The organism is Caballeronia mineralivorans PML1(12), from assembly GCF_001028175.1.
In the GTDB taxonomy this organism is placed as follows: domain Bacteria; phylum Pseudomonadota; class Gammaproteobacteria; order Burkholderiales; family Burkholderiaceae; genus Caballeronia; species Caballeronia mineralivorans.
In genome coordinates this window covers 43,884-68,277 of the sequence record NZ_AEJF01000091.1, presented here as the reverse complement: position 1 = coordinate 68,277, position 24,394 = coordinate 43,884, and the positions used below count along the sequence as shown (strand labels likewise).

Annotated in this window: 25 protein-coding genes; 13 read left to right on the top strand and 12 right to left on the bottom strand. The window is 60.1% G+C overall.

Features of this window, described 5'->3' with window-relative positions:
• From EOS_RS14490 to EOS_RS14480, 3 genes are all read right to left on the bottom strand, one after another.
• The gene (locus tag EOS_RS14490; protein ID WP_047847342.1) at positions 1-234 is read right to left on the bottom strand and encodes a hypothetical protein; all 234 of its coding nucleotides are present in this window, start codon (positions 232-234) and stop codon (positions 1-3) included.
• 74 nt (positions 235-308) lie between these two features.
• A complete protein-coding gene (locus EOS_RS14485) occupies positions 309-1,109 on the bottom strand; it encodes a 3-hydroxybutyrate dehydrogenase (protein ID WP_047847341.1) in 801 nt (266 codons plus the stop codon).
• 112 nt (positions 1,110-1,221) lie between these two features.
• A complete protein-coding gene (locus EOS_RS14480; RefSeq protein WP_047847340.1) occupies positions 1,222-2,622 on the bottom strand; it encodes a GntP family permease in 1,401 nt (466 codons plus the stop codon).
• 281 nt (positions 2,623-2,903) lie between these two features.
• Between EOS_RS14480 and EOS_RS14475 the strand changes: the two genes are divergently transcribed.
• From EOS_RS14475 to EOS_RS14465, 3 genes are all read left to right on the top strand, one after another.
• Entirely contained in the window at positions 2,904-4,346 is a 1,443-nt protein-coding gene (locus EOS_RS14475; RefSeq protein WP_047847339.1) for a sigma-54 interaction domain-containing protein, read from the top strand.
• Between the two features lie 2 nt (positions 4,347-4,348).
• The gene (locus EOS_RS14470; RefSeq protein WP_047847338.1) at positions 4,349-4,597 is read left to right on the top strand and encodes a DUF2164 domain-containing protein; all 249 of its coding nucleotides are present in this window, start codon (positions 4,349-4,351) and stop codon (positions 4,595-4,597) included.
• 98 nt (positions 4,598-4,695) lie between these two features.
• Positions 4,696-4,962 carry a hypothetical protein gene (locus EOS_RS14465; protein WP_235442811.1) on the top strand — a complete coding sequence of 89 codons (267 nt, stop codon included), beginning with the start codon at positions 4,696-4,698 and terminating at the stop codon, positions 4,960-4,962.
• Between the two features lie 24 nt (positions 4,963-4,986).
• On the opposite strand, the gene EOS_RS14460 is transcribed toward EOS_RS14465, so the two are convergent.
• The gene (locus EOS_RS14460; RefSeq protein ID WP_047847337.1) at positions 4,987-6,072 is read right to left on the bottom strand and encodes a helix-turn-helix transcriptional regulator; all 1,086 of its coding nucleotides are present in this window, start codon (positions 6,070-6,072) and stop codon (positions 4,987-4,989) included.
• A 195-nt stretch (positions 6,073-6,267) separates the two neighbouring features.
• Between EOS_RS14460 and EOS_RS14455 the strand changes: the two genes are divergently transcribed.
• The 3 genes from EOS_RS14455 (at position 6,268) to EOS_RS14445 (ending at position 8,308) form a co-directional block, all read left to right on the top strand.
• Positions 6,268-6,564: a hypothetical protein gene (locus EOS_RS14455; RefSeq protein ID WP_407639138.1), complete on the top strand. Its 297-nt coding sequence runs from the start codon at positions 6,268-6,270 to the stop codon at positions 6,562-6,564.
• Positions 6,565-6,710: 146 nt separating this feature from the next.
• On the top strand, positions 6,711-7,934 hold the full coding sequence (locus EOS_RS14450) for a serine hydrolase domain-containing protein (RefSeq protein ID WP_047847335.1): 1,224 nt from the start codon (positions 6,711-6,713) through the stop codon (positions 7,932-7,934).
• 80 nt (positions 7,935-8,014) lie between these two features.
• Complete coding sequence (locus EOS_RS14445; RefSeq protein ID WP_047847334.1) at positions 8,015-8,308, top strand: H-NS histone family protein; 294 nt, start codon at positions 8,015-8,017, stop codon at positions 8,306-8,308.
• Between the two features lie 54 nt (positions 8,309-8,362).
• Here the strand turns inward: EOS_RS14445 and EOS_RS14440 are convergent, their stop codons facing one another.
• The 3 genes from EOS_RS14440 to EOS_RS14435 all read right to left on the bottom strand — a co-directional run bounded on the left by EOS_RS14440 (position 8,363) and on the right by EOS_RS14435 (position 10,119).
• The gene (locus EOS_RS14440; protein WP_047847333.1) at positions 8,363-8,929 is read right to left on the bottom strand and encodes a lipocalin family protein; all 567 of its coding nucleotides are present in this window, start codon (positions 8,927-8,929) and stop codon (positions 8,363-8,365) included.
• Between the two features lie 626 nt (positions 8,930-9,555).
• Entirely contained in the window at positions 9,556-9,693 is a 138-nt protein-coding gene (locus EOS_RS47065) for a hypothetical protein (RefSeq protein ID WP_160312496.1), read from the bottom strand.
• Between the two features lie 135 nt (positions 9,694-9,828).
• Positions 9,829-10,119 (bottom strand): DUF4148 domain-containing protein, encoded by a 291-nt coding sequence (locus EOS_RS14435; RefSeq protein WP_063779081.1) that lies wholly within the window; start codon positions 10,117-10,119, stop codon positions 9,829-9,831.
• A gap of 804 nt (positions 10,120-10,923) precedes the next feature.
• Here EOS_RS14435 and EOS_RS14425 point away from each other — a divergent pair.
• Complete coding sequence (locus EOS_RS14425; RefSeq protein ID WP_047847331.1) at positions 10,924-11,478, top strand: NADPH-dependent FMN reductase; 555 nt, start codon at positions 10,924-10,926, stop codon at positions 11,476-11,478.
• 91 nt (positions 11,479-11,569) lie between these two features.
• Here the strand turns inward: EOS_RS14425 and EOS_RS14420 are convergent, their stop codons facing one another.
• Both EOS_RS14420 and EOS_RS14415 read right to left on the bottom strand, forming a co-directional pair.
• Positions 11,570-12,898, bottom strand: coding sequence for a hypothetical protein (locus EOS_RS14420; RefSeq protein WP_047847330.1), 1,329 nt, complete (start codon positions 12,896-12,898; stop codon positions 11,570-11,572).
• Positions 12,899-13,110: 212 nt separating this feature from the next.
• Positions 13,111-15,372, bottom strand: coding sequence for a hybrid sensor histidine kinase/response regulator (locus EOS_RS14415; RefSeq protein ID WP_047847329.1), 2,262 nt, complete (start codon positions 15,370-15,372; stop codon positions 13,111-13,113).
• Between the two features lie 615 nt (positions 15,373-15,987).
• On the opposite strand from EOS_RS14415, the gene hpnD reads away from it, so the two are divergent.
• The 4 genes from hpnD to EOS_RS14395 all read left to right on the top strand — a co-directional run bounded on the left by hpnD (position 15,988) and on the right by EOS_RS14395 (position 20,814).
• Positions 15,988-16,833, top strand: coding sequence for a presqualene diphosphate synthase HpnD (gene hpnD, locus EOS_RS14410; protein ID WP_047847328.1), 846 nt, complete (start codon positions 15,988-15,990; stop codon positions 16,831-16,833).
• On the top strand, positions 16,833-18,116 hold the full coding sequence (hpnE, locus tag EOS_RS14405; protein WP_047847327.1) for a hydroxysqualene dehydroxylase HpnE: 1,284 nt from the start codon (positions 16,833-16,835) through the stop codon (positions 18,114-18,116). Before hpnD ends, hpnE begins: the two co-directional genes overlap by 1 nt.
• Positions 18,116-20,095 (top strand): squalene--hopene cyclase, encoded by a 1,980-nt coding sequence (gene shc, locus EOS_RS14400; protein WP_047847326.1) that lies wholly within the window; start codon positions 18,116-18,118, stop codon positions 20,093-20,095. Before hpnE ends, shc begins: the two co-directional genes overlap by 1 nt.
• Positions 20,096-20,160: 65 nt before the next feature.
• Positions 20,161-20,814 (top strand): phosphorylase, encoded by a 654-nt coding sequence (locus tag EOS_RS14395; RefSeq protein ID WP_047847325.1) that lies wholly within the window; start codon positions 20,161-20,163, stop codon positions 20,812-20,814.
• 117 nt (positions 20,815-20,931) lie between these two features.
• Here EOS_RS14395 and EOS_RS14390 read toward each other — a convergent pair whose 3' ends face one another.
• Positions 20,932-21,342, bottom strand: a complete 411-nt coding sequence (locus EOS_RS14390) for a DUF2000 family protein (RefSeq protein ID WP_047847324.1) — start codon at positions 21,340-21,342, stop codon at positions 20,932-20,934.
• 250 nt (positions 21,343-21,592) lie between these two features.
• On the opposite strand from EOS_RS14390, the gene EOS_RS14385 reads away from it, so the two are divergent.
• Entirely contained in the window at positions 21,593-21,916 is a 324-nt protein-coding gene (locus EOS_RS14385; RefSeq protein ID WP_152693123.1) for a hypothetical protein, read from the top strand.
• A 609-nt stretch (positions 21,917-22,525) separates the two neighbouring features.
• On the opposite strand, the gene EOS_RS14380 is transcribed toward EOS_RS14385, so the two are convergent.
• On the bottom strand, positions 22,526-22,978 hold the full coding sequence (locus EOS_RS14380) for a cupin domain-containing protein (RefSeq protein WP_047847322.1): 453 nt from the start codon (positions 22,976-22,978) through the stop codon (positions 22,526-22,528).
• Positions 22,979-23,365: 387 nt separating this feature from the next.
• Here EOS_RS14380 and EOS_RS14375 point away from each other — a divergent pair, with 387 nt between their 5' ends.
• Entirely contained in the window at positions 23,366-23,821 is a 456-nt protein-coding gene (locus tag EOS_RS14375) for a MarR family winged helix-turn-helix transcriptional regulator (protein ID WP_053063881.1), read from the top strand.
• An 84-nt stretch (positions 23,822-23,905) separates the two neighbouring features.
• On the opposite strand, the gene EOS_RS48955 is transcribed toward EOS_RS14375, so the two are convergent.
• The gene (locus tag EOS_RS48955) at positions 23,906-24,199 is read right to left on the bottom strand and encodes a flavin reductase (protein ID WP_053063880.1); all 294 of its coding nucleotides are present in this window, start codon (positions 24,197-24,199) and stop codon (positions 23,906-23,908) included.
• Positions 24,200-24,394 lie beyond the last annotated feature (195 nt).

Sequence of the window (24,394 nt, the reverse complement as noted above, 5' to 3'; positions counted from 1 at the left end):
CTACCGATTGCCGTCGAAGAGATCGTTCAACATCGTGTCGAATGCGGCTTGCGCTTCTTCCAGCTCTTGCAGCGCAGCATCGAATGTCTGCAACGCCATCTGCGACGGCCGGCCGTCACCCGCGGGAGGAAAGTGGCCCTGCAACGCCGTGAACGCGGTCTGCACCTGCCGCGTGGCATTGACAATGCGCTCCATTGCCCGCGCTTCTTCTGTTCGATTATGTTCAGCCGTCATCGGAGTCTCCGTTCTACGAACCCCGATAGTACCAACGGTTGCCGGAGCAGGCACGCGCTCCGGCAACGGCTGACTTACTGCGACGTCCATCCGCCATCGATTTGCAGTGCCGCGCCGCGCATTTCATCGGCGGCTTCGGAGCACAGGAACACCGCCAGCTTGCCAATCTGTTCCGGCGTAACGAATTGCTCCGACGGTTGTTTCTCTCCCAGCAACTTCGAGCGCGCGGCATCGGACGAGATGTTGTCGCGGGTGGCAATATCGTCGATCTGCTTTTGCACCAGCGGCGTCAGTACGAAACCCGGGCAGATTGCATTCACCGTCACGCCGGTGCGTGCGTTTTCGAGCGCGGCCACTTTCGTCAAACCGACAATGCCGTGCTTGGCCGCCACATAAGCCGATTTCCCCACCGATCCCACCAGCCCATGCGCCGATGCAACGTTGATCACGCGGCCCCAGCCTTTGTCGCGCATCGTCGGCAGCGCCACGCGCATGGTATGAAACGCCGACGTCAGGTTGATCGCAATAATCGCGTCCCACTTCTCGACGGGGAAGGTATCGATGGTCGCAACGTGCTGAATGCCCGCGTTGTTCACGAGCACATCGACCGCGCCGAATTGTTCGATGGCGAAGGCCATCATCGCTTCGATCTCGGCGGACTTCGACATATCCGCGCCGTGATGCACGGCCTTCACGCCATGCTGTTCGATTTGCGCGATCGCACCTTGGATAACGGCGGCGTCACCGAAGCCGTTCAACACCAGATTCGCGCCGGCTTGCGCGAGTGCAGTCGCGATCCCAAGGCCGATGCCGCTCGTCGATCCGGTGACGAGCGCGGTTTTGCCGGCGAGCGGCGATGCTGCGGATGAGGTCATGTGGCGAGTCCTGTCGGAGAGGAGTGGGGAGGCCGCAAAGTTTGCCAGATGGGAATGGGGCGTGCATCGGCGGCTTTCACAGAAGCCGCCGATGCACGCAAGGCGTAAAGTCTTAAACCAGCCCGGTCACGTAATACACCGTGATCACGAAAAACACGGCGAGCGTCTTGATGACCGTCACGGCAAAGATGTCGCGATAAGACTCGCGATGCGTCAATCCGGTCACGGCGAGCAGCGTGATCACCGCGCCGTTATGCGGCAGCGTGTCCATGCCGCCGCTGGCCATCGCGACCACACGATGCAGCACGTCCAGCGGAATATGCGCTGCTTCAGCGCCCTTGATGAACGTGTCCGACATGGCAGCCAGCGCGATACTCATGCCACCCGACGCCGAGCCCGTGATGCCGGCAAGCGAACTCACCGATACAGCGGCATTCACGAGCGGATTCGGGATGCTCTTGAGTGCATCGCCGACCACGAGAAACCCCGGCAACGCTGCGATCACACCGCCGAATCCATACTCGGACGCGGTGTTCATCGCGGCGAGCAACGCACCGCCGACCGCCGCTTTCGTACCCACTGCAAAGCGATCGCGCACGCGCCCGAACGCCGTCAACACGACGAGCAGAATACCGAGCAGCAACGCGCCTTCGACGGCCCAGATTGCAATGACCGACTTGATCTGCGTAACGACGGGCGCGTGAATGCCGGGCAGCACGTCGGGGGCGACGGCATAACTGGCGCCGTACCAATCCGGAATCAACTTGGTTAGCGCGAAGTTCGCGACACCGACCAGCACCAGCGGCGCGAGGGCGAGCAGAGGATGAGGCAATTGCGCGCTTTCCACGCGATCCGGTTCGTTCACGAGCGACGTGCCATAACCTTCGCCGGTTGCCATGACCGAACGCCGGCGCCACTCCAGAAACGTCAGCCCGACCACGACGATAAACAGCGAGCCGATGGTTCCAAGCCAAGGCGCGGCCCAGCCGGTGGTCTTGAAGAACGTCGTGGGGATGATGTTTTGGATCTGCGGCGTACCGGGCAGCGAGTCCATCGTGAAGGAGAACGCGCCGAGCGCGATGGCGCCGGGCATCAGCCGCTTCGGAATATTGCTCTGCCGGTACATTTCGGCGGCGAACGGATAAACGGCGAACACGACCACGAACAGCGACACGCCGCCATACGTGAGCAACGCGCACACCGCCACGATCACTGCATTGACGCGTGCTTTGCCGATGTATCGAATGGCGGCGGCCACGATCGACTCGGAGAATCCCGACAGTTCGACCACTTTGCCGAACACGGCGCCCAGCAGGAATACGGGGAAATACAGCTTCACGAAGCCGACCATTTTCTCCATGAAGATGCCGGAAAACACGGGCGCGACGGCAGCGGGTTCGGTCAGCAGTACAGCGGCGAGCGCGGCGAGCGGCGCCGCCAGAATCACGCTGTGGCCGCGATACGCAGCAAACATGAGGAACGCCAAAGCGGCGAGGACGATGAGAAAGGACATTAAGTCTCCGTTAGTTGTTGTGTGTCCGGGCGCAGACGACGCCCGGCATTAGGTGCGCCCTTTATGCAGCATTCATGCCAACGGCTGCGAACCGTGACTCAGCAAGGAACCAAGGCTTTAACGAGCCGTGTGCGTCTCAAAGAATGTCTACTAATCGAGACAGATTGGTGACTCAAAAATCGGCCGAACGGCCGGTTACATAATGTTTCCCCGCAATCTTGCTGGATTTCCACGTTTCGAGATACTCTGTCTCGATATCGAGAAAACCCACGAGACACCCGATGCACAACGACTGGACGCATGTCCCCGTCGATTACAGCGACGTTTTGCGTCGCGCGATGGATTCGCTTTTCAAGACCTTCGAGAATTTCAGCGAAGGCACGTTTATCGTCGATAAGGACGCGCGAGTCGTCTGGATCAACAAACGCTACGCGGCGCGCTTCGGGTTTTCGGACCCGCAAGAAGCAATCGGCCGCGATTGCGAAGCGGTGATTCCGAACAGCCTGATGCGCGAAGTCGTGACGACCGGCAAGCCGATCCTGCTCGACTTGCTGGAAACGGATCGCGAGCCGCTGGTTGTCACGCGCTTGCCGCTGAAGGACGATTACGGCCAAACCGTCGGCGCCATCGGTTTCGCCCTCTTCGACGAAATGAAAGCGCTCACACCGCTCTTTTCCCATTACTCGCGTGTACAGCAGGAACTCATCGCGACACGGCAATCGCTCGCGCAGGCACGGCGCGCGAAATACACATTCGCGAGTTTCGTGGGGACCAGCGCGGCGAGCCTCGATGTCAAACGCCAGGCACGGCGCGCGGCTCAAGTCGAGTCGCCCGTGCTGCTTTCGGGCGAAACGGGCACGGGCAAGGAGTTGCTGGCGCACGCGATTCACGGCGCCTCGACACGCGCCGCGCGGCCACTTGTCACCGTGAACGTCGCGGCGATTCCCGACACCTTGCTCGAAGTGGAGTTTTTTGGCGCGGCCGCGGGCGCGTACACGGGCGCGGATCGGAAAGGGCGCGTGGGCAAGTTCGAACTAGCCGATGGCGGCACGCTGTTCCTCGATGAAATCGGCGACATGCCGCTCGTGCTGCAGGGCAAGTTGCTGCGCGTGTTGCAGGAGAAGGAGTTCGAGCCGCTGGGATCGAACCGGATCGTGCGCACGGATGTCCGGATCATCGCGGCGACGTCGGCGGATCTGCCGGCGCTGGTCGCCAGCGGCCGGTTTCGCGCGGACTTGTTTTATCGGTTGAACGTGCTGTCCATTCACGCGCCGCCGTTGCGCGAGCGGGCGGGGGATATCGAAGCGCTGGTGTACGCCATGCTTGAAGAGCTTTCCGCCGATGCCCGCCCGCGCCACACTGGCCAGTTCGTGCTCCACGACGACGCGCTTCGCCTGCTCGCCGCGTATTCGTGGCCGGGAAATGTACGTGAGTTGCGCAACGTGCTGGAGCGCGCGGTGATGTTGTCGGATAGCGAGCATATCGATGCCCGCGCGCTTGGCGCCTTCATGGGCGCAGCGAGCCCGGAAGGCGCCAGCGCCGTGCCGGTGCCGGATGAAGCCGACGCAACGTCATACGCCCAGGCTATGGCGGGCTTCGAAAAGCGTTTCCTCTCCGATGCCCTGCGCGCAAGCGGCGGCCGCGTGGCGGAGGCGGCGCAGCGGATCGGCATTGGCCGCGCGACGATGTACAAGAAGATCGTCGCATTAGACATAGAGGTTTGAACGTGAGCAAAGAGACGAACACAACGCCGTTATCCCGTGAGCACGAGGCGCTTGCCATCGCCCAGTTGCAGCGCCTGGCGGAAGAGCGCTTCGACGCGCGGCTGGGACAGTTCGAGGCGAAGGAGTGGCTTGACGAGTTATCGAAGACGATTGGCGCGCACTTCTACAACCAGGCACTCGCCGATGTAAAAGCGAAAATCGATGCCCGCGTGGAGATGATCGACAGCGATATCTGGGGGCTTCAAAAGTAACGCGAAGGTACTCGGTAAAGCGCCGCAAGGAGGCAAGCCGAAAGCTCCGCGTGGCATACTCGCGGAATCAAAAAAACAGCGTTAAAAAGGGGTTCCGGATGAAGCTTGTCAGCGTATGTGCATCGCGTTTCCTGGCGCTGTTGCCGCTTGCGGCCGCGGTGTCGGTGTTGTCTGCCTGCAGCAGCGCGCCGCCGCTGTTTTCATCCGATGGCCGCCCGACTTCCATGATCCAATGCCCGACTAACGGCGGCTGGAGCAACTGCCAGCAAAACGCCCGCGCGTTGTGTTCGGGCAGTTACGACGTCCTCGATCAAAGCAGCGACAACGGCCAGAACAGCTTGTTGATCGCGTGCAGGGCGAAGTGATACCAAGCCCGTTCAAGCGCGGCGCTAAGCCGCTGGTGGACCATCCGGCGCCGGATGCGCAGGCAGATTAAGCAGCAGGCGGATCAGGTCGACCTGACGATTCGTCGAGGTCTTCTGATAGATCGACTGCAATTGTTTGCGCACGGTGTCGTGCTGCACGCCGATCTTCCCGGCCATCTCCTTAGGCGTGCGCCCCTCGGCAATATGACAGGCCACCCGACATTCCGCCGGCGTCAGGTCGAACGCGGTTGCGAGCAGATTCGAGTCGACGATAGGCGGTGAATCCGGGTGATAGAACGTGAATAGCGCCGCGGAATCGCGGTTCGCCGGGCCCGCGACCGGGTGATAAAACACGTACACCGCGTCTGCCGCTCCACCTTCCGTTTCCATCAGCCGAAGCATTCGATACGCCGGCGCTTCGTCCGCCGTCGAACGGCATTCGTCCAGAATCCGCTGTTGCTGCCCGCCTTGCAGTTCCAGCAAGCCATCAACTATCTGAACCAGCGTGGTTCGCTTCAACATCTGCGTGGTCGCGTCATTAAAGCGGAGTACGGCGCCGCTCAACGCGACGAGCATGGCGGGCTGGCGCCATTCATCGAGAAAGGGAACCCGGGCGAAAAGCTCGGACGTGGCGAAAAAGCGCGCGTCCTGAAGTTGTGCAGCGCGTGATACATGCGGCGTAAGACGGTCGAGCCATTGCCCGGCTGAAGGAGCAAGGGCGTCACTCTCCGACACAAACTCGCAGAGAAGCGCGATGAGCCATTCGCCGGTATCGAGAATATGCCGGCTTGAAACATGTCCCGATTCGCTTACCTGTCCAAAACCCGTGCCTTTCTGATCCGGCTCGAAGCGCGCAAACGGTTCAATTGACTTAATTCCTAATGCTGGAACCCAATATCCGGGAATTTTGTAATAATCCGTATTTTCTGGGGGCGTGAAACTTTCGGGATGCAAATTAACGAGCTGCTTATCGCGCACGGTAATCCAGACTGCACGGGCGCCAATCAAGCCGGCGATTGCGGCACATACGTTGTGCCACGCTTGCGGGTGTGTCAGCGTTTCATATATAGCGTTGACGGTCTGGTCGTATTGGTCGCTTTCGGAAAGCATCCATTCCTCCGGTCATGCGGATAATTTGCCGATCCGACGCTCCGGACAACTGCATTTTTACTGTTCCGCATTTGCGGAATATACAGCACCCAGCAAGTTTCGCTACTCTGGGCCAGGTCCTTCGAGGGCCCGCGCTGCTTTAGTCCGGTGGCGCGCCGTGCATTGTGCGAATCCTGAACATTCCGCTTGTGACACGTGAACGGTGATCTGTCCGCGCCCTGCCGCAAGTTCGTTCCAGAAAAAGTAGAAATAACATCTACCTTGGAGTTGCAAATGAATCATCGGCAAATCGAAACGGATATTCTGCATCTAGAGCAGGTAATCGGAAGAATCTCCGCTGAAGACCGCATCCCCTTGTCTTACTGGCGTAACCGGGTTGATTCGGTCGCATCCAGCGCACTCGTGCCGGCGCAGCAATCGCGCATGCAGCGAATCATCGACCGGCTTGAACAACTTGAAGCCAGCATGGGATTGAATTGCTCGCTCGCTTAAAGATTAGAATCCGTAACATATTGACGTATTGATTTCCGGCACTTTGTAACGGAGTTACAAGCCGAGGTAAAACTTCCCTTGGTGTCACATTCCCGGCATGTTTAAATGTCGTGCTGAGAGAATGTGACCATAAGAGGGATATTTGAATGTCCGACGCGGGATTTAGCGCGACGCGCCTCGAGCGCACTCGTACTGCTATGCAGCAGTTCGTCGAGACCGGCGACGTTGCCGGCTGCGTCACGCTGGTCTGGCGGCATGGTGAAATTGCCCGGGTCGACATGCTAGGTCACAGCGACAGCGAAACCCGCACGCCCATGATGCGCGGCACGCTGTTTCGCATTGCCTCCATGACCAAGCCGGTGACGAGCCTCGCTGCCTTGATGCTCGTGGAAGAAGGGCGGATTGCACTCGACGACCCCGTGTCGCGCTGGTTGCCCGAACTGGCCAATCCCAAGGTTCTGACGGACCCCGTCGCATCCCTCGACCGCACGGAACCCGCTCGCGCACCGATCACGTTGCTCGATCTCCTCACGCACCGCGCCGGGTTCGCGTATCACTTCAGCGCGTTCGGTGCGCTAGCCGATGCCTACGGCAATGTCTTCAACGGCGTCGAGGCATCGGTCGATCCCGGCGCATGGCTGCAACGCGTGGCCGACCTCCCTTTGATGTTCCAGCCCGGTGCCCGCTGGCACTACGGCATCTCCACCGACGTCCTCGGCGCGCTGATCCAGCGCATCAGCGGCGTGTCGCTTGAAGCGTTCTTCCGCACGCGCATCTTCGAGCCGTTGGAGATGAATGACACCGGCTTCGTGGTGCCGCTTGAAAAACTCGGGCGTTTGTCGGTCGCCTACGCCGTCGATCCAGTGACGCAACAACGCGTGGTGGAAGATCATCCGGCATCGAGCCGCTTCGCTAAACCCGAGCGCTTTCAAAGCGGCGGTGGCGGCCTTGTTTCCACCGCCGACGACTATCTCCGTTTCGCGCGCCTGCTGCTCGGCCGCGGCCGTATGCAAGGTAACGCCGATGAACGCGCGCGTGGTCCGCGCCTGCTGTCGCATCGTTCTGTCGATCTGATGCGCACGAATTTTCTCTCGCGCGACCAGCGCCGCATTCCGGCATTCGGGCAGATCGTGTGGGCGGGGCAGGGCTTTGGTCTCGGCTTGGCGATCGTTGACGATCCTGCACAACAGCGCACGCTCGGTTATCGTTCGACAGGTTCGTTCGGCTGGCCTGGCGCGCTCGGTACGAGCTGGTTCGCCGATCCGGTTGAAAACATGATCGGCATCATGCTGATCCAGCGACGCAGCGTGGAACCCTTTCCGATGGCAGCCGCGTTCGAACGCCATCTCTATGACGCCATCGACGACTGATTGTCGACGCGTGAAAATCGACGGCTGGCGTCGCCATGCCATGTCCACTTCGTGCGCATGCCGAACCTACAGAGCAGCTTATGGCCACCTACAAGCAACTGACCGCACAACTCGAAAAACTGCATCAGGAAGTTGCGATCGCGCAGCAGAAGGAAGTCGCGGTCGCGATCGAGGAGATCAAGCGCAAAATCGTCGAGTACGACCTGACGGCCGAAGAATTGGGTTTTTCAGCCAAGCGTGGCAAGACGCTCAAGAAGCCGCCGCAGCCGCCCAAGTATCGCAATCCGAAGACCGGCGAGACGTGGAGCGGACGCGGACGCCCGCCCGGTTGGTTGGCGGGGCGCAATAAGGAACGCTTTCTGATTGGTACGTGATTGAAGTGAACGATCGGCGCGTGAGGTTCGACGACCGTTCATGCGCGATGAATTTCAATGCAGCGTTTCGCGCAACAACGTCACGTCGTAGCCGAGCTTACGCGCGCGTTCGATCAACGCGGTGCGCTGTTCCGCCGATAGTTTCGCTTCACGCGTCAAGATCCACAGATACCTTCCGCCTGGTTCACCGACGATTGACCACGTGTAGTCATCGGCGTGATCGAGCACCCAGTAGTCACCCACATAGAACGGTCCGAAGAACGATACCTTGAGCTTCGCGTTACTCGAATCCGGCAAGACCTTCGCCTTTCCCTCCGACGACCTGAACGCTCCATTCACGCCTCCACTCCGACATGAATTGATGACCGAGATAAGCCCGTCATCGCGTTTCGCATAGTTTGCCGTGACTGCTTCGCAGCCGCGTTCGAAGCGATTCTCATAGCGTGCAAATTCGTACCACTGGCCCAGGTAACGATCGAGATCGACCGGCTTCGCAGGCTCGGGCACATGTGTGTTGCTGCTCTTGTTGCTGCCCGCCATTGCGCATGCAGCCAGCACGCCCAGTCCGCCGATCACCAGCAAGGCCGCTGCGCCGATGGTGACGGATCGTTTGAATGTCATGGTGATCCTCGTTGTGTTCAAGCAGTGCGCGCGGCCTTATCAGCAAGCTTCATACCGTTGTATCGGGTCCCGCATAGCCTCACCTATAGCGGGTTGAAACCATCGCAAAGCACTGCCGGCGAGCACTCAAAGCTCATGAACACACGTATCAACTGTTTTAACAACGGGTCGCAACTCATTGATAGAGAACGCTTTAACGTGAAGCGCGCATCACGAGGCGAGAGGCGAAAAAGGCTCTTCATGTGCTTTCTCAACAACGCTGAATCACCCTCCCGTATTACCTCACCTATAGCTTCACTCACCGCACGCTTACGCGAGTGAAGTGTCGAACCTGCGTGGCGTATAACGCTTGCGCCCGCAACGGACGTCTCGAAACCAAGTAAGAACGAAGCCGTGAAAGCCTTATAGATAAAGGCTCACAGAGATATACCTCAAGCACTTGATGAAGCTCGCTCATCGCTGCTATCTAGTTAGCGATACTTGAAAATAGCCTCAAGCGTGAGTTTTCATCGGGTCTCGCACCTCACCTCGCGCAGCTCCCGAAATCGCTCACCTTAATCGAATCCGCTCTGTCGCAAGCGAATTCAGCCGCTATGCTCCGGGCCTCGTTCACTTAGCTTCGCTACTCAGTCGTTGCTGGTCTCGTCGTTCTTCACAGTGGCTATCGTGAAGAACGAATCGGGATTGCAGACGGAGAAGAAGTTGGTTGCAACGCTCGGCAAGGTGCTCTGGTCGCTGATCACCAATGCCCCGATTGCGGACATAAAAAAACCCGGTCCTGGGACCGGGCAATCCACCATCGGAGCGAGGCGGAGGATGCACGTCGTCGACAGATCACGCGGCTTCCGCAATCGAATCCGCCGTGATCTTTTGTCTTCGTCGATAGCTTATGCGTGCGCTTATTGCGCGTTCGCGCGCGTGCCGTTTGCTTGCGTCACGGCCGTCGCGTTCGTACCCGACGTGACGTGTCCGGCGCGCGCCGTTTGATACGGCAACAACTGCGGATAGCTGTCCGTGTCGATCGCGTCGAGCTCACCGCTTGCTTTCGCAGCGGCCAGTTCAGCCTTCACTTCGGCCCTCGTTTTTGGCCCGTAGGCGTTCGGCTGGGCAACGTCCGAGGATTGAGCAAAGGCGGGTGCCGACGAGACCAGCACTGCGACGAACAAACTACCAATAAGTGCGCGTTTCATGGTGAACCTCTGACTGTTTGGAGACAGCGCGTTTCACGCCGTCGATGTGAACCAGTCTATTCACAACCCTATCGCTGACCAATGTCGATTGGGAAAACATATTGTTGTGCATCTCGCATGAATGTGAAGTTTGTTTCGAAGCAGGGAGAGCGAGCGCTGGGTCAGCCTTAACCATTGCGATTCCAGTAAAGATCAATTCCTTACACCGTCATTTTTCTGCATTCGCTTAATCGATATTCTCGGTTCATCGATCCAGTCAGATCGTTGTCAACTCACCGAGGTATCTCATGAAACGCGTACTTTCCGTCTTTGCTGCCGTCGTTTTGTTCGCTGTGGCGGGCGCTGCCAACGCTGCTGACAATGCCAAATCGCAGTCCTCGACATGCCAGGGTCCGCCGTCCCAGTGCAACGTGTTCTTCGGTCAATAACTTTTTGCCCAGCACTGGCGATAAAGGCGGTTTTGGGCGGTTTTGGGCGTTTCAACTCTGCCCTTAGCCTTATTCCGCCGAGCGTTTGGCAGTTTAGTTGGATTTATTAAACATCTGCAAAGTTGTCCACAGTTTCTGTGGACAACTTTGTGGAAATCATCTCGAAAATGGCTTGCGGTGGGCCTGTCGCCCGGTAATCAATTGAAATGCTCACCGCGAAGCAGAACACGATGAGAAACGTGCGCCGCCAGAGGTTGATCCGACCTATTTCGGATAGCCGTCGCATCGACCGAACGCCTATGATGGTTTGGCTGGTAAGCGTCAGATTCGTGGATGCACTTCATTCCTCCGCTTCATTCAGTCACCGGGAAAAAACATGACCTACAAGATTGCGGTTGTTGTCGGCAGCATTCGTCGTGATTCATTCAACAAGCAGCTCGCGCACGCGGTAGCGTCGCTCGCGCCGCCGGATTTTTCGTTCGAGTTCCTGGACATCGCGAGCTTGCCGCTCTATAGCCAGGACTACGATCACGACTTTCCTGAGGTTGCGCGAACGTTCAAGCAGAAGATATTGGCGGCGAATGCTTTGCTGTTTGTCACGCCGGAATACAACCGCTCGATTCCCGGCGTGCTGAAAAACGCGCTGGACTGGGGTTCGCGGCCGTGGGGGCACAGCGCCTGGGCCAACAAGCCAGGCGCGGTGCTGGGCACGTCGCTCGGTGCGACCGGCACGGCGCTCGCACAGGCGCATTTGCGTAATGTGCTTGCGTACCTCGATGTACCGCTGATGGGCCAGCCGGAGATGTTCATCAAGCACGACGCGAACCGTATAGATGCAAGTGGCAAGATCGTGAACGAGGAGACGCGCAAGTTCCTGCAGGCATTCGTCGATAAATACACCGCCTGGGTTCAGCGCTTTGCGACGGTTTAGGTGCGGTGAGTTGCCCCCACAACCGGTACGCAAAATGCCAACGGCCCGCTTTAGCGGGCCGTTGGCGTTTCAACAACAGGAGCGGGTTGAGTTACATGTGGTGGTGATGTCCCGTCACGCGATCCCAGCCGTGACGCACGGCGAGTTTGAAGCGCTCCCACGTATCTCCGCCGCCCAGATTGTGGCCTTCCCAGTCGTGGCGCAGTTCGGTTTCCATCGTATCGTCCCAGTTGCGCCGGCCATAGCGCTCGTCACTCCCAGCCGAGGCGCCGTATCGGTACGCTTCCTCGTACTCTTCGTAGCTCGCGCCTGTTACCGCGTACTTCGATTCGAAGTCCGTGCGGAAGTCGTCCTCGTACTCCATATACTCGTCCGGCATCGTGGATCGCGCCCCTGAACGGGTGCCGAGCGACGGGTCGCCGGTCTGGCTCAGCGACCCCGGAACCGGCGAGCCGGTTCCACCCATGGCGCCTCTTCGCGACGACGTTTCGGTTTCATCCAGCGGATCGAGCGGGTCGACGGGACGCCAGCCTTGCTTAGATGCAGCGCCGGTCAGCGGCTCGCTCGCAGCCGACGAACGATAAGCCGAGTCGTTACCCGCCAGCGGATCGGCGGAACGTACGCTCTGAGCCGGATTCGATACTCCCGCGTCGCCAGCCAGCGGTTCATCTAACGAAGTCGCAGCACAGGACGCCGAGCGCCGAGGTGTTTCCTTCGTGTCCTGCCGGACGGTGCCGCTGGTCATCGGATCGCCGCCTGTTGCGCGATACGACGAGTCGCTGCTGCCGGCGAATACATCGCGGGCGATGGGGGTGATCGGATCAAGCGGCTGCGCGGCCGGATCGCCCTTATCCGCGCGCGGATAAGCCCGCGCCCGGTTGGCGTCGGCGCGTGCGGTGCCAAGCGGATCTCCAGGCGGATTCACCGGTGCGCGACCCGGCACGGCGCTGCCTGAGCCGAGGCCGAGTTCATCGAGTAAGGAATGATCGCGGTCGTCGGCTGCGGACGCCGCCGTGCGTCCATGGCTTAGCGTGCCCCAACTCGCCGCGCGTTCGTCAATATCGATTGCACCTTGTTCCGCCAGCGTCCGGCGCGCGACGTCGGCGCGCGCTTCGGTGGCGGTATCGACGGCAACCAGCACGCCTCCACGCCGCACGGCTTCGGAATAATGCGCGACTTCGGGCGGTTGATCGCGGCCGCCGAACAGCATCGAAAAGAAGCGTTCGATGTTCGCCAGCACGCCGCCGGTTTCGGGCGGCTGGCCCGCGCCGGCTACCGAGGCCGGATCGTCGGGGGAAGAGGGTTCAGGCGCAGCCTGGAGTTCGATGTCAGAACGAGCGAAACCCGAGGCAACCAGTGCGCTGCGCGCCACTTCGGCCTGGTCGTAGGTATCGAAGATACCAATAACTGTGTGTCGCATGGCTGCCTCCCTGGGTGGCCTGTAAGCAGTTGCGACGCGTCAAAAACAGTCGTCGCAAGTCTAGTTTAGGTCGCAACTCACGGGTTATCTCGCAACTCGCGTGCCGGGTCGCGAGCGCGCGCGCCGTGACGCCGCCCAAAACACGGCTATCCATCGCGATACCAGCGTGCGTGCGGATGTTTTTACAAAACGTGTGGAAAAAGTCGCTCGGCTCAGTGCGGCGCTTCGCCGTGCTCGCGGTTGTCGGCGCGTGCGCTCAGGTTTTCGCGAACGGTCTGCAGAAGCGAATCGAGCAGGGCGATGTCGAACGGTTTCGACAGCACGCGCGCGTCGACCTGACGCGCTCGATCCAGTTCTTCGGCGTAGCCGGTCACCAGGATCACCGGCATGCGTGGCGTCCAGCTTTGCAGGATCTCGGCCAGATCGATGCCGTTCAGTTTGCCCGGCATGTGGATATCGGAGAGCACGACGTCGAACGGCAGCGCGCCGCCATTCTTCACATCGCGACGGGCGGTTTCGAGCATCGCGATCGCGCCGTCCGCATTGAAGACGTGCGTGACGTGGTGATTCATCATCGACAACAACGCCTCCGTGCCCGCCGCAACTTCCTCGTTGTCTTCCACCAGCAGCACGCGCAAACCGTGCGATTCGCTGGCGGCGGTGGTGTCGTGCTGCGCGTCGAGGGCTTCCGCCGCGGCTGCGTTCGCGCGCGGCAGATAGAGCCGCACTGACGTGCCCGCGCCCACAGCGCTGTCGATCGTCGCCACGCCGCCCGCCCGCTCGCAGAACGCGAACACTTGCGGCAGGCCGAGACCGGTGCCCATGCCTTTGGACTTGGTGGTGAACAGCGGTTCGAACGCACGGCCGAGGATCTCGGGACTCATGCCCGCGCCCGTGTCCTCCAGCGTCAACTGCACGAATTCGCCGAGGATCGGAAAGCCGTCCTCGTGCCGGAAGCACACGTTGTCCGCGCGGACCGAGAAGGTGCCGCCGCTCGGCATGGCGTCGCGCGCGTTCACCGCGACGTTGATCAGCGCGAGCTCGAGTTCGGCTGCATCGACGCGAATCGGCCAACCATCCGTATTCGTTTCGAGGTTCAGCGCGACCTTCGCGCCCAGTGACGCCTTCAGCAATTCGCGGCACGCCGGCAGCCACTTGCCGATAGCGATGGTTTCGTTGCGCAGCGGCTGCTTGCGGGCGACACCCAGCAACTGGCGCGTGAGCGATTGGCCGCTTTTAAGCGCGCGTTCCATGGCCGACAACTCGCGATCCAGCCCCGTAGCGCCGCGTCGCCGGACAATCTGGACGTTGGTGGAGAGGATCATCAGCAGGTTGTTGAAGTCGTGCGCGACACTGCCGACCAGATTGCCCAGCGCTTCCATCTTGCGTGCCTGCCGGTAAGCCGATTCGATCGAGCGGCGCATGGACGCCTCGGCCTGCCAGCGCTCCCAGGCATCTTCTTCATGAGCGAGACGGCGCAGCGAAAGCCAGATCACGCCCCATAGCACCACGCACGGCGCGAACAGCGTCACCATCAGCACGCCGATGCGGCGATACCACCCGGCCCAGATGGTGGCGACGGGATAACCGCTCGACACGAACACGGGATAATTCCCCACTTGCCGATACGCCACGATCTTCATTTCGTTGTCGAGCCCTGAGCGCATTCGCACGACGCCGTTGCGAAGTCCCGAGGTAAAGGCATCGCGCAAGGGCGAACTCGCGGCGAGTTCCGAGCGGCCGGGGGGACGCGTCGGATACCAGGCGAGCACCGCACCGTCCGAGCGTGTGAGGCCGAGCGATACGGTGGTGTGGTCACCCAGCAACTCGCGATAAAACCCGGCGAAATAACTGGGGCGAAGCGCAATCGTCACAATGCCGGCAAAGCGGCCATCCGAGTTCTTGCGTGGCACCGCCGTGTTAAATACCGTCTCGCCGCCCACCTTGCTGAGCATCAGGCGGGAGACGTTTTCGAGCACCTTGTTGTCGCGAATGCCGACGAAGTCGTCGCGCGTTTCTATCGATACATCCGGCGAGGGGAAGGCGCGGCTCGTGGCAATCAGACGCCCGTCCGCGCCAAAGATGGCCACCGACGCCACTTGCGGATAACCACCGCCCATCGCCTTGAGTTTGTCGTGGATAGGGGCTTCTTCGCGGCGCAGGGTGTCGTCGTCCACGCCGTCGATCAGATCGATCATGCGGGCGTTGAGCGTCTCGTTCATGTCGAAGACTTTCAGCGCGTGTTCTTCGGCGACGTGCGCGTTGCGTTCGGCCACTTCGGCGGCATCGCGTTCGCGCGTTTTCAGGTCGCTCCACGACATGCCCGCCAAATACAGGCAGGGCAATACGATGGCGGCGATCAGCAGGATCCGGAGGGTGGTGCGCTGGGCGGCGAAATTGCGCTCCGGCACAACGGGGAACGGCGGCTCGTCTTGCCAGTGGTCAGCGCCTGATTCCTCGCGTTGCGGCGTCATGGTGAGTCGTCGTCTCGATGTAAATGGCTCAGCGCGGCATCTTTATGCATTGGTGAAAAGCAACGATTGCAACGCGAGGAATTCCACGCATTTTAGCTGCTGCCCGATTTTCGCCGGCGCTTGGGAAAGGTAACGCTTGCATAAATCATGCCTTTCAAATTGATTAATCGATTCTGTCAAACACGCTGTAAAGCGCGGGCTCCGTGACGCGTCAAAAGGACGGTAAGTTTGATGGAAAATAACGGCTGACCGGTAAAGTTGGCTGGGAATAATGGCGATCAGGTTCAGAAGAAGTGCCTCCAGTGCGCGGCGCCTGAAGCAGCAATTCAAAACCAACGCCGCGCTACTCCACAGGTCGTAACGAGCGTTATATCCTTAGACTAGACGTTTTTGTACGAAGGTTAAGGTTCACGGAAAGCACGCCGCAAGCCGTCCTCAGGCAACACGTCACAAACTTGATATACTTTTCGCCGCTTCCGGCATGGCTTGTACGCCACCTGAAGCCGGTTTGCGCCGGGTTTGCATCCAGCTTCGAAGCAATTTTCAGCGAAGCGCCGAATTGCCCGGCGCCCGATCTAACACACTGCCCTTGGGGGCGCCACAGCGGAGTCCGTCTTGGCCGTTTCCAATCTTATCGCCGACGATCCTGCTCCCGACGCCGCCAAGGTGACGTCGGGTAGTTCGTTCTATCTCGCCATGCGCATCCTGCCGGCTGCGCAGCGCGACGCCATGTACCAGGTCTACGCGTTCTGCCGCGCGGTGGACGATATCGCCGACGGCTCGCTGCCGCGTGGCGAACGTGCCGGCGCGCTTGAACAATGGCGTGTGGATATAGACGATTGTTATGCCGGCAAGCCACGCAAGTCGCTGGCCGCGCTGACGCAACACATTCATAGTTTTCACCTCTCGCGCGACGACTTTATGGCCGTGATCGACGGCATGGCGATGGACGCCGCCGAAGATATCGTCGCGCCCGACGAAGCCACGCTCGACCTTTATTGCGACCGTGTGGCGAGCGCGGTCGGGCGGTTATCGGTGAGGATATTCGGGATGCATGAAGACGCCGGGCGGCGTCTCGCGCACCACCTCGGCCGTGCGCTGCAACTCACGAACATTCTTCGCGACATAGATGAAGACGCTGAGATTGGGCGCGTTTATCTGCCGCGCGAACTGCTGTCTCGCGAAGGCATTTCCACAACCGACATTGGCTCGATAGTCGGCGACGCCCGCCTGCCGCGCGTCTGCCTGACGCTCGCCGACCGTGCGCGGACGCACTACGCGCAATCCGACGCGATCATGGCCACCGTGCCGCGCGCTCAGGTGCGTGCGCCGCGGATTATGTCGGGTGCGTATCGCTGCGTTCTTGAAGCCAATCTGAAACGTGGCTTCGATCTCCCGCGCAACCACGTCCGCACGCCGCGTTCGCGGCTGCTGTGGATCGTTGCGCGACATATTTTCTGATGGCGCGTCTTGTTCATGTGATTGGCGCAGGGTTGTCGGGACTCGCTGCCGCGGTGCAGTTGCAGCGTCGCGGAGCGCGTGTGGTCCTGCACGAAGCCGCGCCGCACGCAGGTGGCCGCTGCCGTTCGTACTTCGATATCAAGCTCAACGCGACTATCGATAACGGCAATCATCTGGTGCTGTCGGGCAACCACGCCACGCTGAGCTATGCCAAGGCGATTGGCGCTGCCGATGAACTCGTCGGTCCGACCCAGCCCGAGTTTCCGTTCATGGATCTGCGCAGCGGCGCGCGCTGGACCGTGAAGCTTTCGCCGGGCCGTGTGCCGGGCTGGATCTTCGATTCCGCCGCACGTGTTCCCGGCACCATGCCCGCCGATTATTTGTCGCTGGCGCCGCTGCTGTTCGCCAAACCCGGCCGCACGATGCAGCAGACCATGCGCACCAACGGGCGGTTGTGGGACGCGCTGATCAATCCGCTGTTCCTGGCCGTGCTGAATGTCGATCCACGTGAAGGCAGCGCGGTGCTTGCGGGCAACGTGCTGAAGGAAACGCTGCTGGCCGGAGGTCAGGCGTGCCGGCCGCTGGTCGCGCGCAACGGCCTGGGCCATGTGTTCGTCGATCCCGCGTTGCGCCTGCTGCAATATGGCGGCGTGGAGATCAAGCTCGGATCGCGGGTGCGGGAGATCGGCTTTACGGGCACGGATTCGAAGACGCGCGTGACATCGCTTGATTTCGAGGACGGCCGCGTGGACGTGGGTCCTAACGACGGTGTAGTGCTTGCCGTGCCGCCGAACGCAGCGCAGCAACTGGTGCCGGGTATCAGCGCGCCGAACGAATTCCGCGCCATCGTCAATGCGCATTTCGCCATCGATCCGCCGCTTGCTTTCAATCCGATGACCGGTTTGCTGAACGGCACCGCCGAATGGCTGTTCGCTTTCGATGGCCGCCTTTCGGTGACCATCAGCGGCGCCGATCGTCTCCTCGATACCCCGCGCGAGACCCTTGCACAGACCATCTGGCAAGAAGTTGCGAAGGCGGCGCGCTTGCCGGTTGAGCGTATGCCGACCTGGCAGATCGTCACGGAAAAGCGCGCGACTTTCGCGGCCGTGCCGAGCCAGGAAAACCTCCGGCCGGCCACGCGTACGCGCTGGTCGAATTTGATGCTTGCCGGCGACTGGATCGCCAACGGGCTGCCCGCAACCATAGAAGGCTCGATCCGCTCCGGCCAGAAGGCCGCGGACCTGCTTATGAATCCCTCGATGAACTCCTCGGTGCAACGCTGATGAATGAAACTGTCCAGCCACCCGGCATCCAGCCGGTGACGACGGCGGCGCTGGAAGCGTCGGTGGCGCGCGCTGCCAATGCACTGCTCGCCGACCAACATCCCGATGGCTACTGGCTTTATCAGCTTGAAGCCGACGCCACCATTCCCGCCGAGTACGTGCTGCTCGGGCATTACCTTGGCGAGACGCCCAAGCCCGAACTCGAAGCGAAGATCGGGCGGTACTTGCGCCGGATCCAGCGCGCAGATGGCGGCTGGCCTTTGTTCACCGATGGCGCCATGGACGTCAGTGCCACCGTCAAGGCGTACTTCGCGCTGAAGATGATCGGCGATTCGCCCGAAGCCGAGCACATGCAGCGGGCGCGTCGCGCGGTTCTTGCGGCCGGCGGCGCGGAAAAATCGAACGTGTTCACGCGGATTTTGCTGGCGCTGTTCGGCGTGGTGTCGTGGCGCGCGGTGCCCATGATGCCCGTCGAAATCATGCTCTTGCCCGAGTGGTTTCCGTTCCATCTGTCGAAGGTGTCGTACTGGGCGAGGACCGTGATCGTGCCGCTGCTCGTGCTGAACGCGAAGCGGCCAAAGGCGCGTAATCCGAAGGGCGTGCGTATCGATGAACTGTTCTTCGATGCCCCCGTCAACGCCGGCATGGCCGCGCGTGCGCCGCATCAGCATCAGGGCTGGTTCGTGCTGTTCCGCTGCGTGGATACGTTGCTGCGCGCCGTCGATCCGCTGTTCCCGCGCCACACGCGGCAGCGCGCGATAGAAGCGGCTGTGCGTTTCGTCGATGAACGGCTGAACGGCGAAGATGGCCTCGGCGCGATTTTTCCCGCGATGGCCAACTCCGTGATGATGTACGACGTGCTGGGTTATCCGGAAGATCATCCGAACCGGGCGATTGCGCGCAAGTCGATTGAGAAGTTATTGATCATCGATGAAGCGCCGGACGGCGAGGCTTATTGCCAGCCGTGTTTATCGCCGATATGGGACACGTCGCTCGCCGCGCACGCGTTGCTCGAAGCGGATACGCCCAAGGCGCGGGCGGCGGTTTCGCGTGGATTGGATTGGCTCGTGCCGCTGCAGATCCTCGATGTACGCGGCGACTGGATCTCGCGCCGGCCGAATATCCGGCCCGGAGGGTGGGCGTTCCAGTTCGCGAATCCGCATTATCCGGATGTTGACGATACGGCAGTTGTTGCGATGGCGATGGAACGCGCCGATCGCGAAAACGGGACGGCGTTGTATGGCGAAGCGATTGCGCGCGGGCGGGAATGGGTTGTCGGCATGCAGAGCAGCGACGGCGGGTGGGGCGCTTTCGAGCCTGAAAACACGCAGTATTACCTGAACAACATTCCGTTCTCCGATCACGGCGCGTTGCTTGATCCGCCTACTGTCGATGTGTCCGGGCGATGCCTTTCGATGCTCGCGCAACTGGGTGAGCAGCCGTCGACGAGCGAGCCGGCGAAGCGCTCGCTCGACTACATCTTGCGCGGTCAGGAACGCGATGGAAGCTGGTACGGGCGTTGGGGGCTGAACTATATCTACGGGACGTGGACGGCGCTGTGTGCGCTAAACGCCGCTGGTTTGTCTCTCACCGATAGCCGCATGCAGCGCGCCGCGCATTGGCTCATCAGCATTCAGAACGCCGATGGCGGATGGGGCGAGGGCGGCGAGAGTTACAAGCTCGACTATCGCGGATATGAAGCGGCGCCGAGCACGGCCTCGCAGACATCGTGGGCGTTGATGGGGTTGATGGCGGCGGGGTTTGTCGATCATCCGGCGGTGGCGAAGGGCGTGCAGTATCTGCATTCCACACAGCGTGAACATGGCTTGTGGGACGAAACGCGATTTACGGCGACCGGATTCCCGAGAGTGTTTTATCTGCGATACCACGGGTATAGGAAGTTCTTCCCGCTGTGGGCGCTGGCGCGGTACAGGAACATGATGCGCGATGGTGCTTCGCGCGTGACGGCGGGCATGTGAGTTCGTTGTCTGGTTCCGGTTCTGGCTCCGTCGATGCGCGTTTGCCCGTCATTGCGGTGACGGGGATGGCGTTCGAAGCGCGTATCGCTCGTGGGCCGGGCGTGGAAGCGGTGTTTGCGGCGCGGTCGGATTTGCTTGAGCGTGCGTTAAGCGAAGCCTTGGCGCGGGGATGTTCCGGGATTATTAGTTTCGGCACGGCGGGTGGGCTTGCGCCTGAGTTGGAGCCGGGGACGCTGGTTATCGCTAGTTCTGTGTCGGGACCGTTTGGAATCCTCGATACCGATCCTGAGTGGTCCGCGCGGCTGTTTGCTGCTTTTGCCGGGACGCCGCTCGAAGCGCGTGCGGTTAGAGGGACGATGGCCGGTGTGACTGCGCCGTTGACTGGGGTGCAGGAGAAGAGCTCGATGTATCGCGCTACCGGTGCGCTGGCGGTGGATATGGAATCGCATATTGCCGGGGCGATTGCTATGGCGCGGGGGTTACCGTTTGCGGTGTGTAGGGCGATTGTTGATCCGGCCTGGCGGAGTCTGCCGAGTGCTGCGACGGCTGGGTTGCGTGATGATGGGAAGACGACAATTTTGCCGATACTGCGCGAGTTGTTGAAGGAGCCTTCGCAGTTAGGGACGTTGTTGAGGATCGCGGGGGATGCGAGGGCGGCACGGACTTCGTTGGTGCAGGCAAGGCACGCTTTGGGTGTGGCGGGGGCGTTGGGGGTTTAGAGGTTTTGGTTTTCTTTGTTGTTCGCTTGGTTGTGCGGCGCTGCTTTGATGTGGGTGGCGATTGCGCGGTTAGGCGGGAAATTGCGGCCGGTGGTTTGGCGTCCGACCGCGGTTCAATCACCCATGCAGCGATAAGCCCTTGATGGCTTTATCGACCGATTTCTTCGGTCCTCTTACGGCTAGTCCGACTAGATCGGGCGCATCGGCCAGCTCCTTTAGAAACACTTCCCGATTGGCCTGGTCGTGGCCAGTTGAAAACATCGCGCGGACGTAGACGGCGCGGGTTAGTTCTCGTTCTAAGCCTTGGCGGAAGGCACGGAGGAGGCCGGCGCTGTCGGTTTGGTACACCATCATCGGCTGGCCAAGCAGACGGGCGTAGGTTCTGCCGGCGGCATCGATGTAGGGTTCGCCCATCGCGTCAGGCGCCGCGCCCGCGATGCCGGTCGCGAGGAACGCGGTGACGTTGAGTTTCTGCCAGACGGCAAGGTCGTCGAGCACGATGATGGCTAGTTTGGTATCGAATTCCATGGGGGAGAGGCTTCAGTGGATGGTCACTGTGGAATGGTAATTAAAGTGATGGTCGGGTGGGGTGATGGCGTGTCAGAAACGAATACGCTTCGATGAAATTAGCACGCGGAGAGGGTGGCGCGTGTTTTGGCCGAACGATGTTCTGTGGATGACGCGCCTAGCAGTTCACCTTTGGCAAAGAATCTCATCCAGTCGGATAATTCGTTGGGTTGTGCGTATGTTGCTTCCAACAAAGTCAATCATTCGCGCTATGAACGACCAACACGAATCCGATCATGTACGTGATGTCTATGCACACTTTGGCTTAGCCATTTATCTCGCTCAGTGTCTCGAACAATCTATCTTCCAGCATTTATTATTTTTTGAACATTTTCCGAAAGCAGTCGCTGAGTTCAAGTCCGAAGATGCTTGGATCGGTGCCTTTGACGCTTTTGAAGCACGAGAGCTGGGTCAGACAATGGGTAAGCTGATACGCCGAATTAAGGACGTAGGACAGCCCACGGAAGTTATTCAGGCATTGCTTTCGGACGCGCTTAACCAGCGAAATTGGCTAGCGCACGGGGTACTTCCCTGATCGCGCAGTTTCATTTACGCAGAAATCAGGACGTGACGCAATGATTGCTGAGCTTAGGGCCATACAGACTTTGTTCCGTGACACAGCGAGAGAAATTGACGCCGTTACGATGCCTGTTGCAAAAAAGTACGGCCTGACAGAGGAAGCGTTGGCAAAGGTAATCGCGGAAATCGGTGGAGAACAAGATACCTAAAATTGGCAGCCATCAACGTGCCCGATCATCTTCAGTAGCGCTTAAGGCACTTATGCGCCTAAGCGTTGTGCAGGATGTTAGCGGCTCATGTTCGGCCGAAGCTACCGCTCACTCATCGGAGTCGAGGTGGCCGTTTTAGGCCACTGAACGGCCGTTCACCAATCAGGCGCCGCGAACGGCCGGTTACACATTCACCGGCTGCGTATTTTCGGTATCGAGATGTGGTGCGGTGGCAGTAGGTTCGGTTTGTCTGTTGCCACCTCTTTCGTCTAGTGGTGCCCGAATAACGTCGCCTTAACCGCGCACTGGGTCGCGTGCCTTCAAACGACACGTGCAGTTCCAGATGCTCGCCTGTTCTGCTCAGCGATGATATGGCGACGCGTCATGGTGCAACTGCTCCGTTGCACTCAGCGCAATTAGAGCGGTAAAGGCGTAACGCTCGACCAGTCAGGTAAGGCATCAAGATCCGAGCGCATCGTAACGCTTTCCTGTTCGTTGGGATCCGTTCGGGCGATCACCGCGACGCAAGGCTCATCCGCGCTCGCGTTGTACGGAACATGCGGCACCCCTGCAGGGATGTAGAAGAAATCTCCGGCCCGAACCACCACATGCTGCTCCAATCGTTCGCCATACCAGCACCCCGAGACGCCGCTCAGTTGATAGATGGCCGTCTCATGTTCCGCATGGAGATGCGCTTTGGCACGGACACCCGGCGGAATTGTTGCAAGCTGAAGATGCATATGCTTCGAGCCCACGCTTTCAGCTGAAATACCTACAGCATAGGTCAGCCCTTGCTTCCCCTCGAACTGTGGGCCAGCTTGCACCAGTTGGCAGGTGGGTGTGTCAGGCTTGTGTGCGCTAATGTTCATTGCTTCTCCAGACAATGAGCGCCGACGTCGGCGAAATGGCGGGCATATGACGGCAGAATACACCCGCGCACGGTCCGAAGACGGTCGTCCTTTATGTGGTCATGTACCGTGTATCCCGATGGGTGTTCGCCTTCGCCCTTCGCCCACGTCAACATAGCTCATCTCGGTGTCAAGGACTACTACACGCTTTCTTGGATGTGGATCTGAGGCTGTCATGTTTGACTCCTGTCAGGAGGTTTCGGCGATCTTCAAAGAAAGCGCGCGGCCGCCATGGCTGCCATCGACCCCCGCGATCTGGTAAACTACCTTGACGACAGAAGGTAAAGTACTTTGACTATATAGTCAAGGATCTTGATGATATTTTAATCTGTGACGACATAGGCGCTCGTGAGTAACTTAAAGGAAGAAAAGGAAGACAACTTTGCACCGGCCCTGGCTGCCGCCGGCCGCGCCTTGACCGCCACCATGATGGCCAAGGTTGCTAGTTGTGGGTTCAACGACGTGACGCCCGCCTTCTCGAGCCTCATGCCGCTGCTGGATGCGACCGGCGCCCGTCCCAGCACCCTGGCGCAGCGAGCCGGAATCACCAAACAGGCTATTAGTCAGCTGGTTCGGGAACTAGAAACACGCGGCTATGTCGAGCAGGTACCTGACTCAACCGACACGCGCGCCAAGATCGTGCGCCTGACGAAGCGCGGGGTCGCCTTACACGCGGCGTCTGCGGAGGTGAGACTGGAACTGCAGTCCGTTGCTCTCGCGAAGCTTGGCAAATCGAGAGTATCGCGGTTGCGGCGGGATCTCCTAGAGCTTGCCGCCGCTCTTGAGGAAATGCGCACGCGCTGAAAACGTGAGGTGGGTTCTGGTACCGCCGCAGGGAGTGGGGGCGCATGCGCATCGCGGCCCTCCTGCTGCTCAGCGGCAAACCGATCAACGAGCCGATGGTATGGCGATGACGCATTCTCTTGTCTCCGAGAGCGCTTCATAGCTGTAATCCCAAGGGCCGATCACGGCACCGATCAATGTCGGATGCTGCACCATCATGTGGAAACCCATCGTCATGATGTCGGGGTCGCCCCTTGTTGAACGTCGTGACCAACACCACCGGGCCCGGCTCGATGAGCCCGAGCGCGAAGCTACCGTCACGTACATCCCATCAAGGTCAGAAGCCTTATAAATCTTGGACTTAGGCTTCAAATTACGCAGTGCAGCGTCGGTTAGCATCGAGGTTTTCCTCCTGTTTTTTGACGGCTTTTACCGTCAGGGATCAGGAGATCTACTGATGCCCGGAAAGCCTCCCAGAGCAAGACAAGCGTAGAGCCCAACGGGCGACTTAGCCCAGGTGTTGGGGGTCTGCATCGCTTGCGATGTAGGACCCCAACACCTATCTTGTCACCATAAACAATGCTAAAAATCGAC

Excerpts from the sequence above, each read along its gene's own strand:
- EOS_RS14490 (WP_047847342.1), bottom strand. The coding sequence starts at position 234 with ATGACGGCTGAACATAATCGAACAGAAGAAGCGCGGGCAATGGAGCGC.
- EOS_RS14485 (WP_047847341.1), bottom strand. The coding sequence starts at position 1,109 with ATGACCTCATCCGCAGCATCGCCGCTCGCCGGCAAAACCGCGCTCGTC.
- EOS_RS14480 (WP_047847340.1), bottom strand. The coding sequence starts at position 2,622 with ATGTCCTTTCTCATCGTCCTCGCCGCTTTGGCGTTCCTCATGTTTGCT.
- EOS_RS14475 (WP_047847339.1), top strand. The coding sequence starts at position 2,904 with ATGCACAACGACTGGACGCATGTCCCCGTCGATTACAGCGACGTTTTG.
- EOS_RS14465 (WP_235442811.1), top strand. The coding sequence starts at position 4,696 with ATGAAGCTTGTCAGCGTATGTGCATCGCGTTTCCTGGCGCTGTTGCCG.
- EOS_RS14460 (WP_047847337.1), bottom strand. The coding sequence starts at position 6,072 with ATGCTTTCCGAAAGCGACCAATACGACCAGACCGTCAACGCTATATAT.
- EOS_RS14450 (WP_047847335.1), top strand. The coding sequence starts at position 6,711 with ATGTCCGACGCGGGATTTAGCGCGACGCGCCTCGAGCGCACTCGTACT.
- EOS_RS14445 (WP_047847334.1), top strand. The coding sequence starts at position 8,015 with ATGGCCACCTACAAGCAACTGACCGCACAACTCGAAAAACTGCATCAG.
- EOS_RS14440 (WP_047847333.1), bottom strand. The coding sequence starts at position 8,929 with ATGACATTCAAACGATCCGTCACCATCGGCGCAGCGGCCTTGCTGGTG.
- EOS_RS47065 (WP_160312496.1), bottom strand. The coding sequence starts at position 9,693 with ATGTCCGCAATCGGGGCATTGGTGATCAGCGACCAGAGCACCTTGCCG.
- EOS_RS14435 (WP_063779081.1), bottom strand. The coding sequence starts at position 10,119 with ATGAAACGCGCACTTATTGGTAGTTTGTTCGTCGCAGTGCTGGTCTCG.
- EOS_RS14425 (WP_047847331.1), top strand. The coding sequence starts at position 10,924 with ATGACCTACAAGATTGCGGTTGTTGTCGGCAGCATTCGTCGTGATTCA.
- EOS_RS14420 (WP_047847330.1), bottom strand. The coding sequence starts at position 12,898 with ATGCGACACACAGTTATTGGTATCTTCGATACCTACGACCAGGCCGAA.
- EOS_RS14415 (WP_047847329.1), bottom strand. The coding sequence starts at position 15,372 with ATGACGCCGCAACGCGAGGAATCAGGCGCTGACCACTGGCAAGACGAG.
- hpnE (WP_047847327.1), top strand. The coding sequence starts at position 16,833 with ATGGCGCGTCTTGTTCATGTGATTGGCGCAGGGTTGTCGGGACTCGCT.
- shc (WP_047847326.1), top strand. The coding sequence starts at position 18,116 with ATGAATGAAACTGTCCAGCCACCCGGCATCCAGCCGGTGACGACGGCG.
- EOS_RS14395 (WP_047847325.1), top strand. The coding sequence starts at position 20,161 with ATGGCGTTCGAAGCGCGTATCGCTCGTGGGCCGGGCGTGGAAGCGGTG.
- EOS_RS14390 (WP_047847324.1), bottom strand. The coding sequence starts at position 21,342 with ATGGAATTCGATACCAAACTAGCCATCATCGTGCTCGACGACCTTGCC.
- EOS_RS14385 (WP_152693123.1), top strand. The coding sequence starts at position 21,593 with ATGAACGACCAACACGAATCCGATCATGTACGTGATGTCTATGCACAC.
- EOS_RS14380 (WP_047847322.1), bottom strand. The coding sequence starts at position 22,978 with ATGAACATTAGCGCACACAAGCCTGACACACCCACCTGCCAACTGGTG.
- EOS_RS48955 (WP_053063880.1), bottom strand. The coding sequence starts at position 24,199 with ATGCTAACCGACGCTGCACTGCGTAATTTGAAGCCTAAGTCCAAGATT.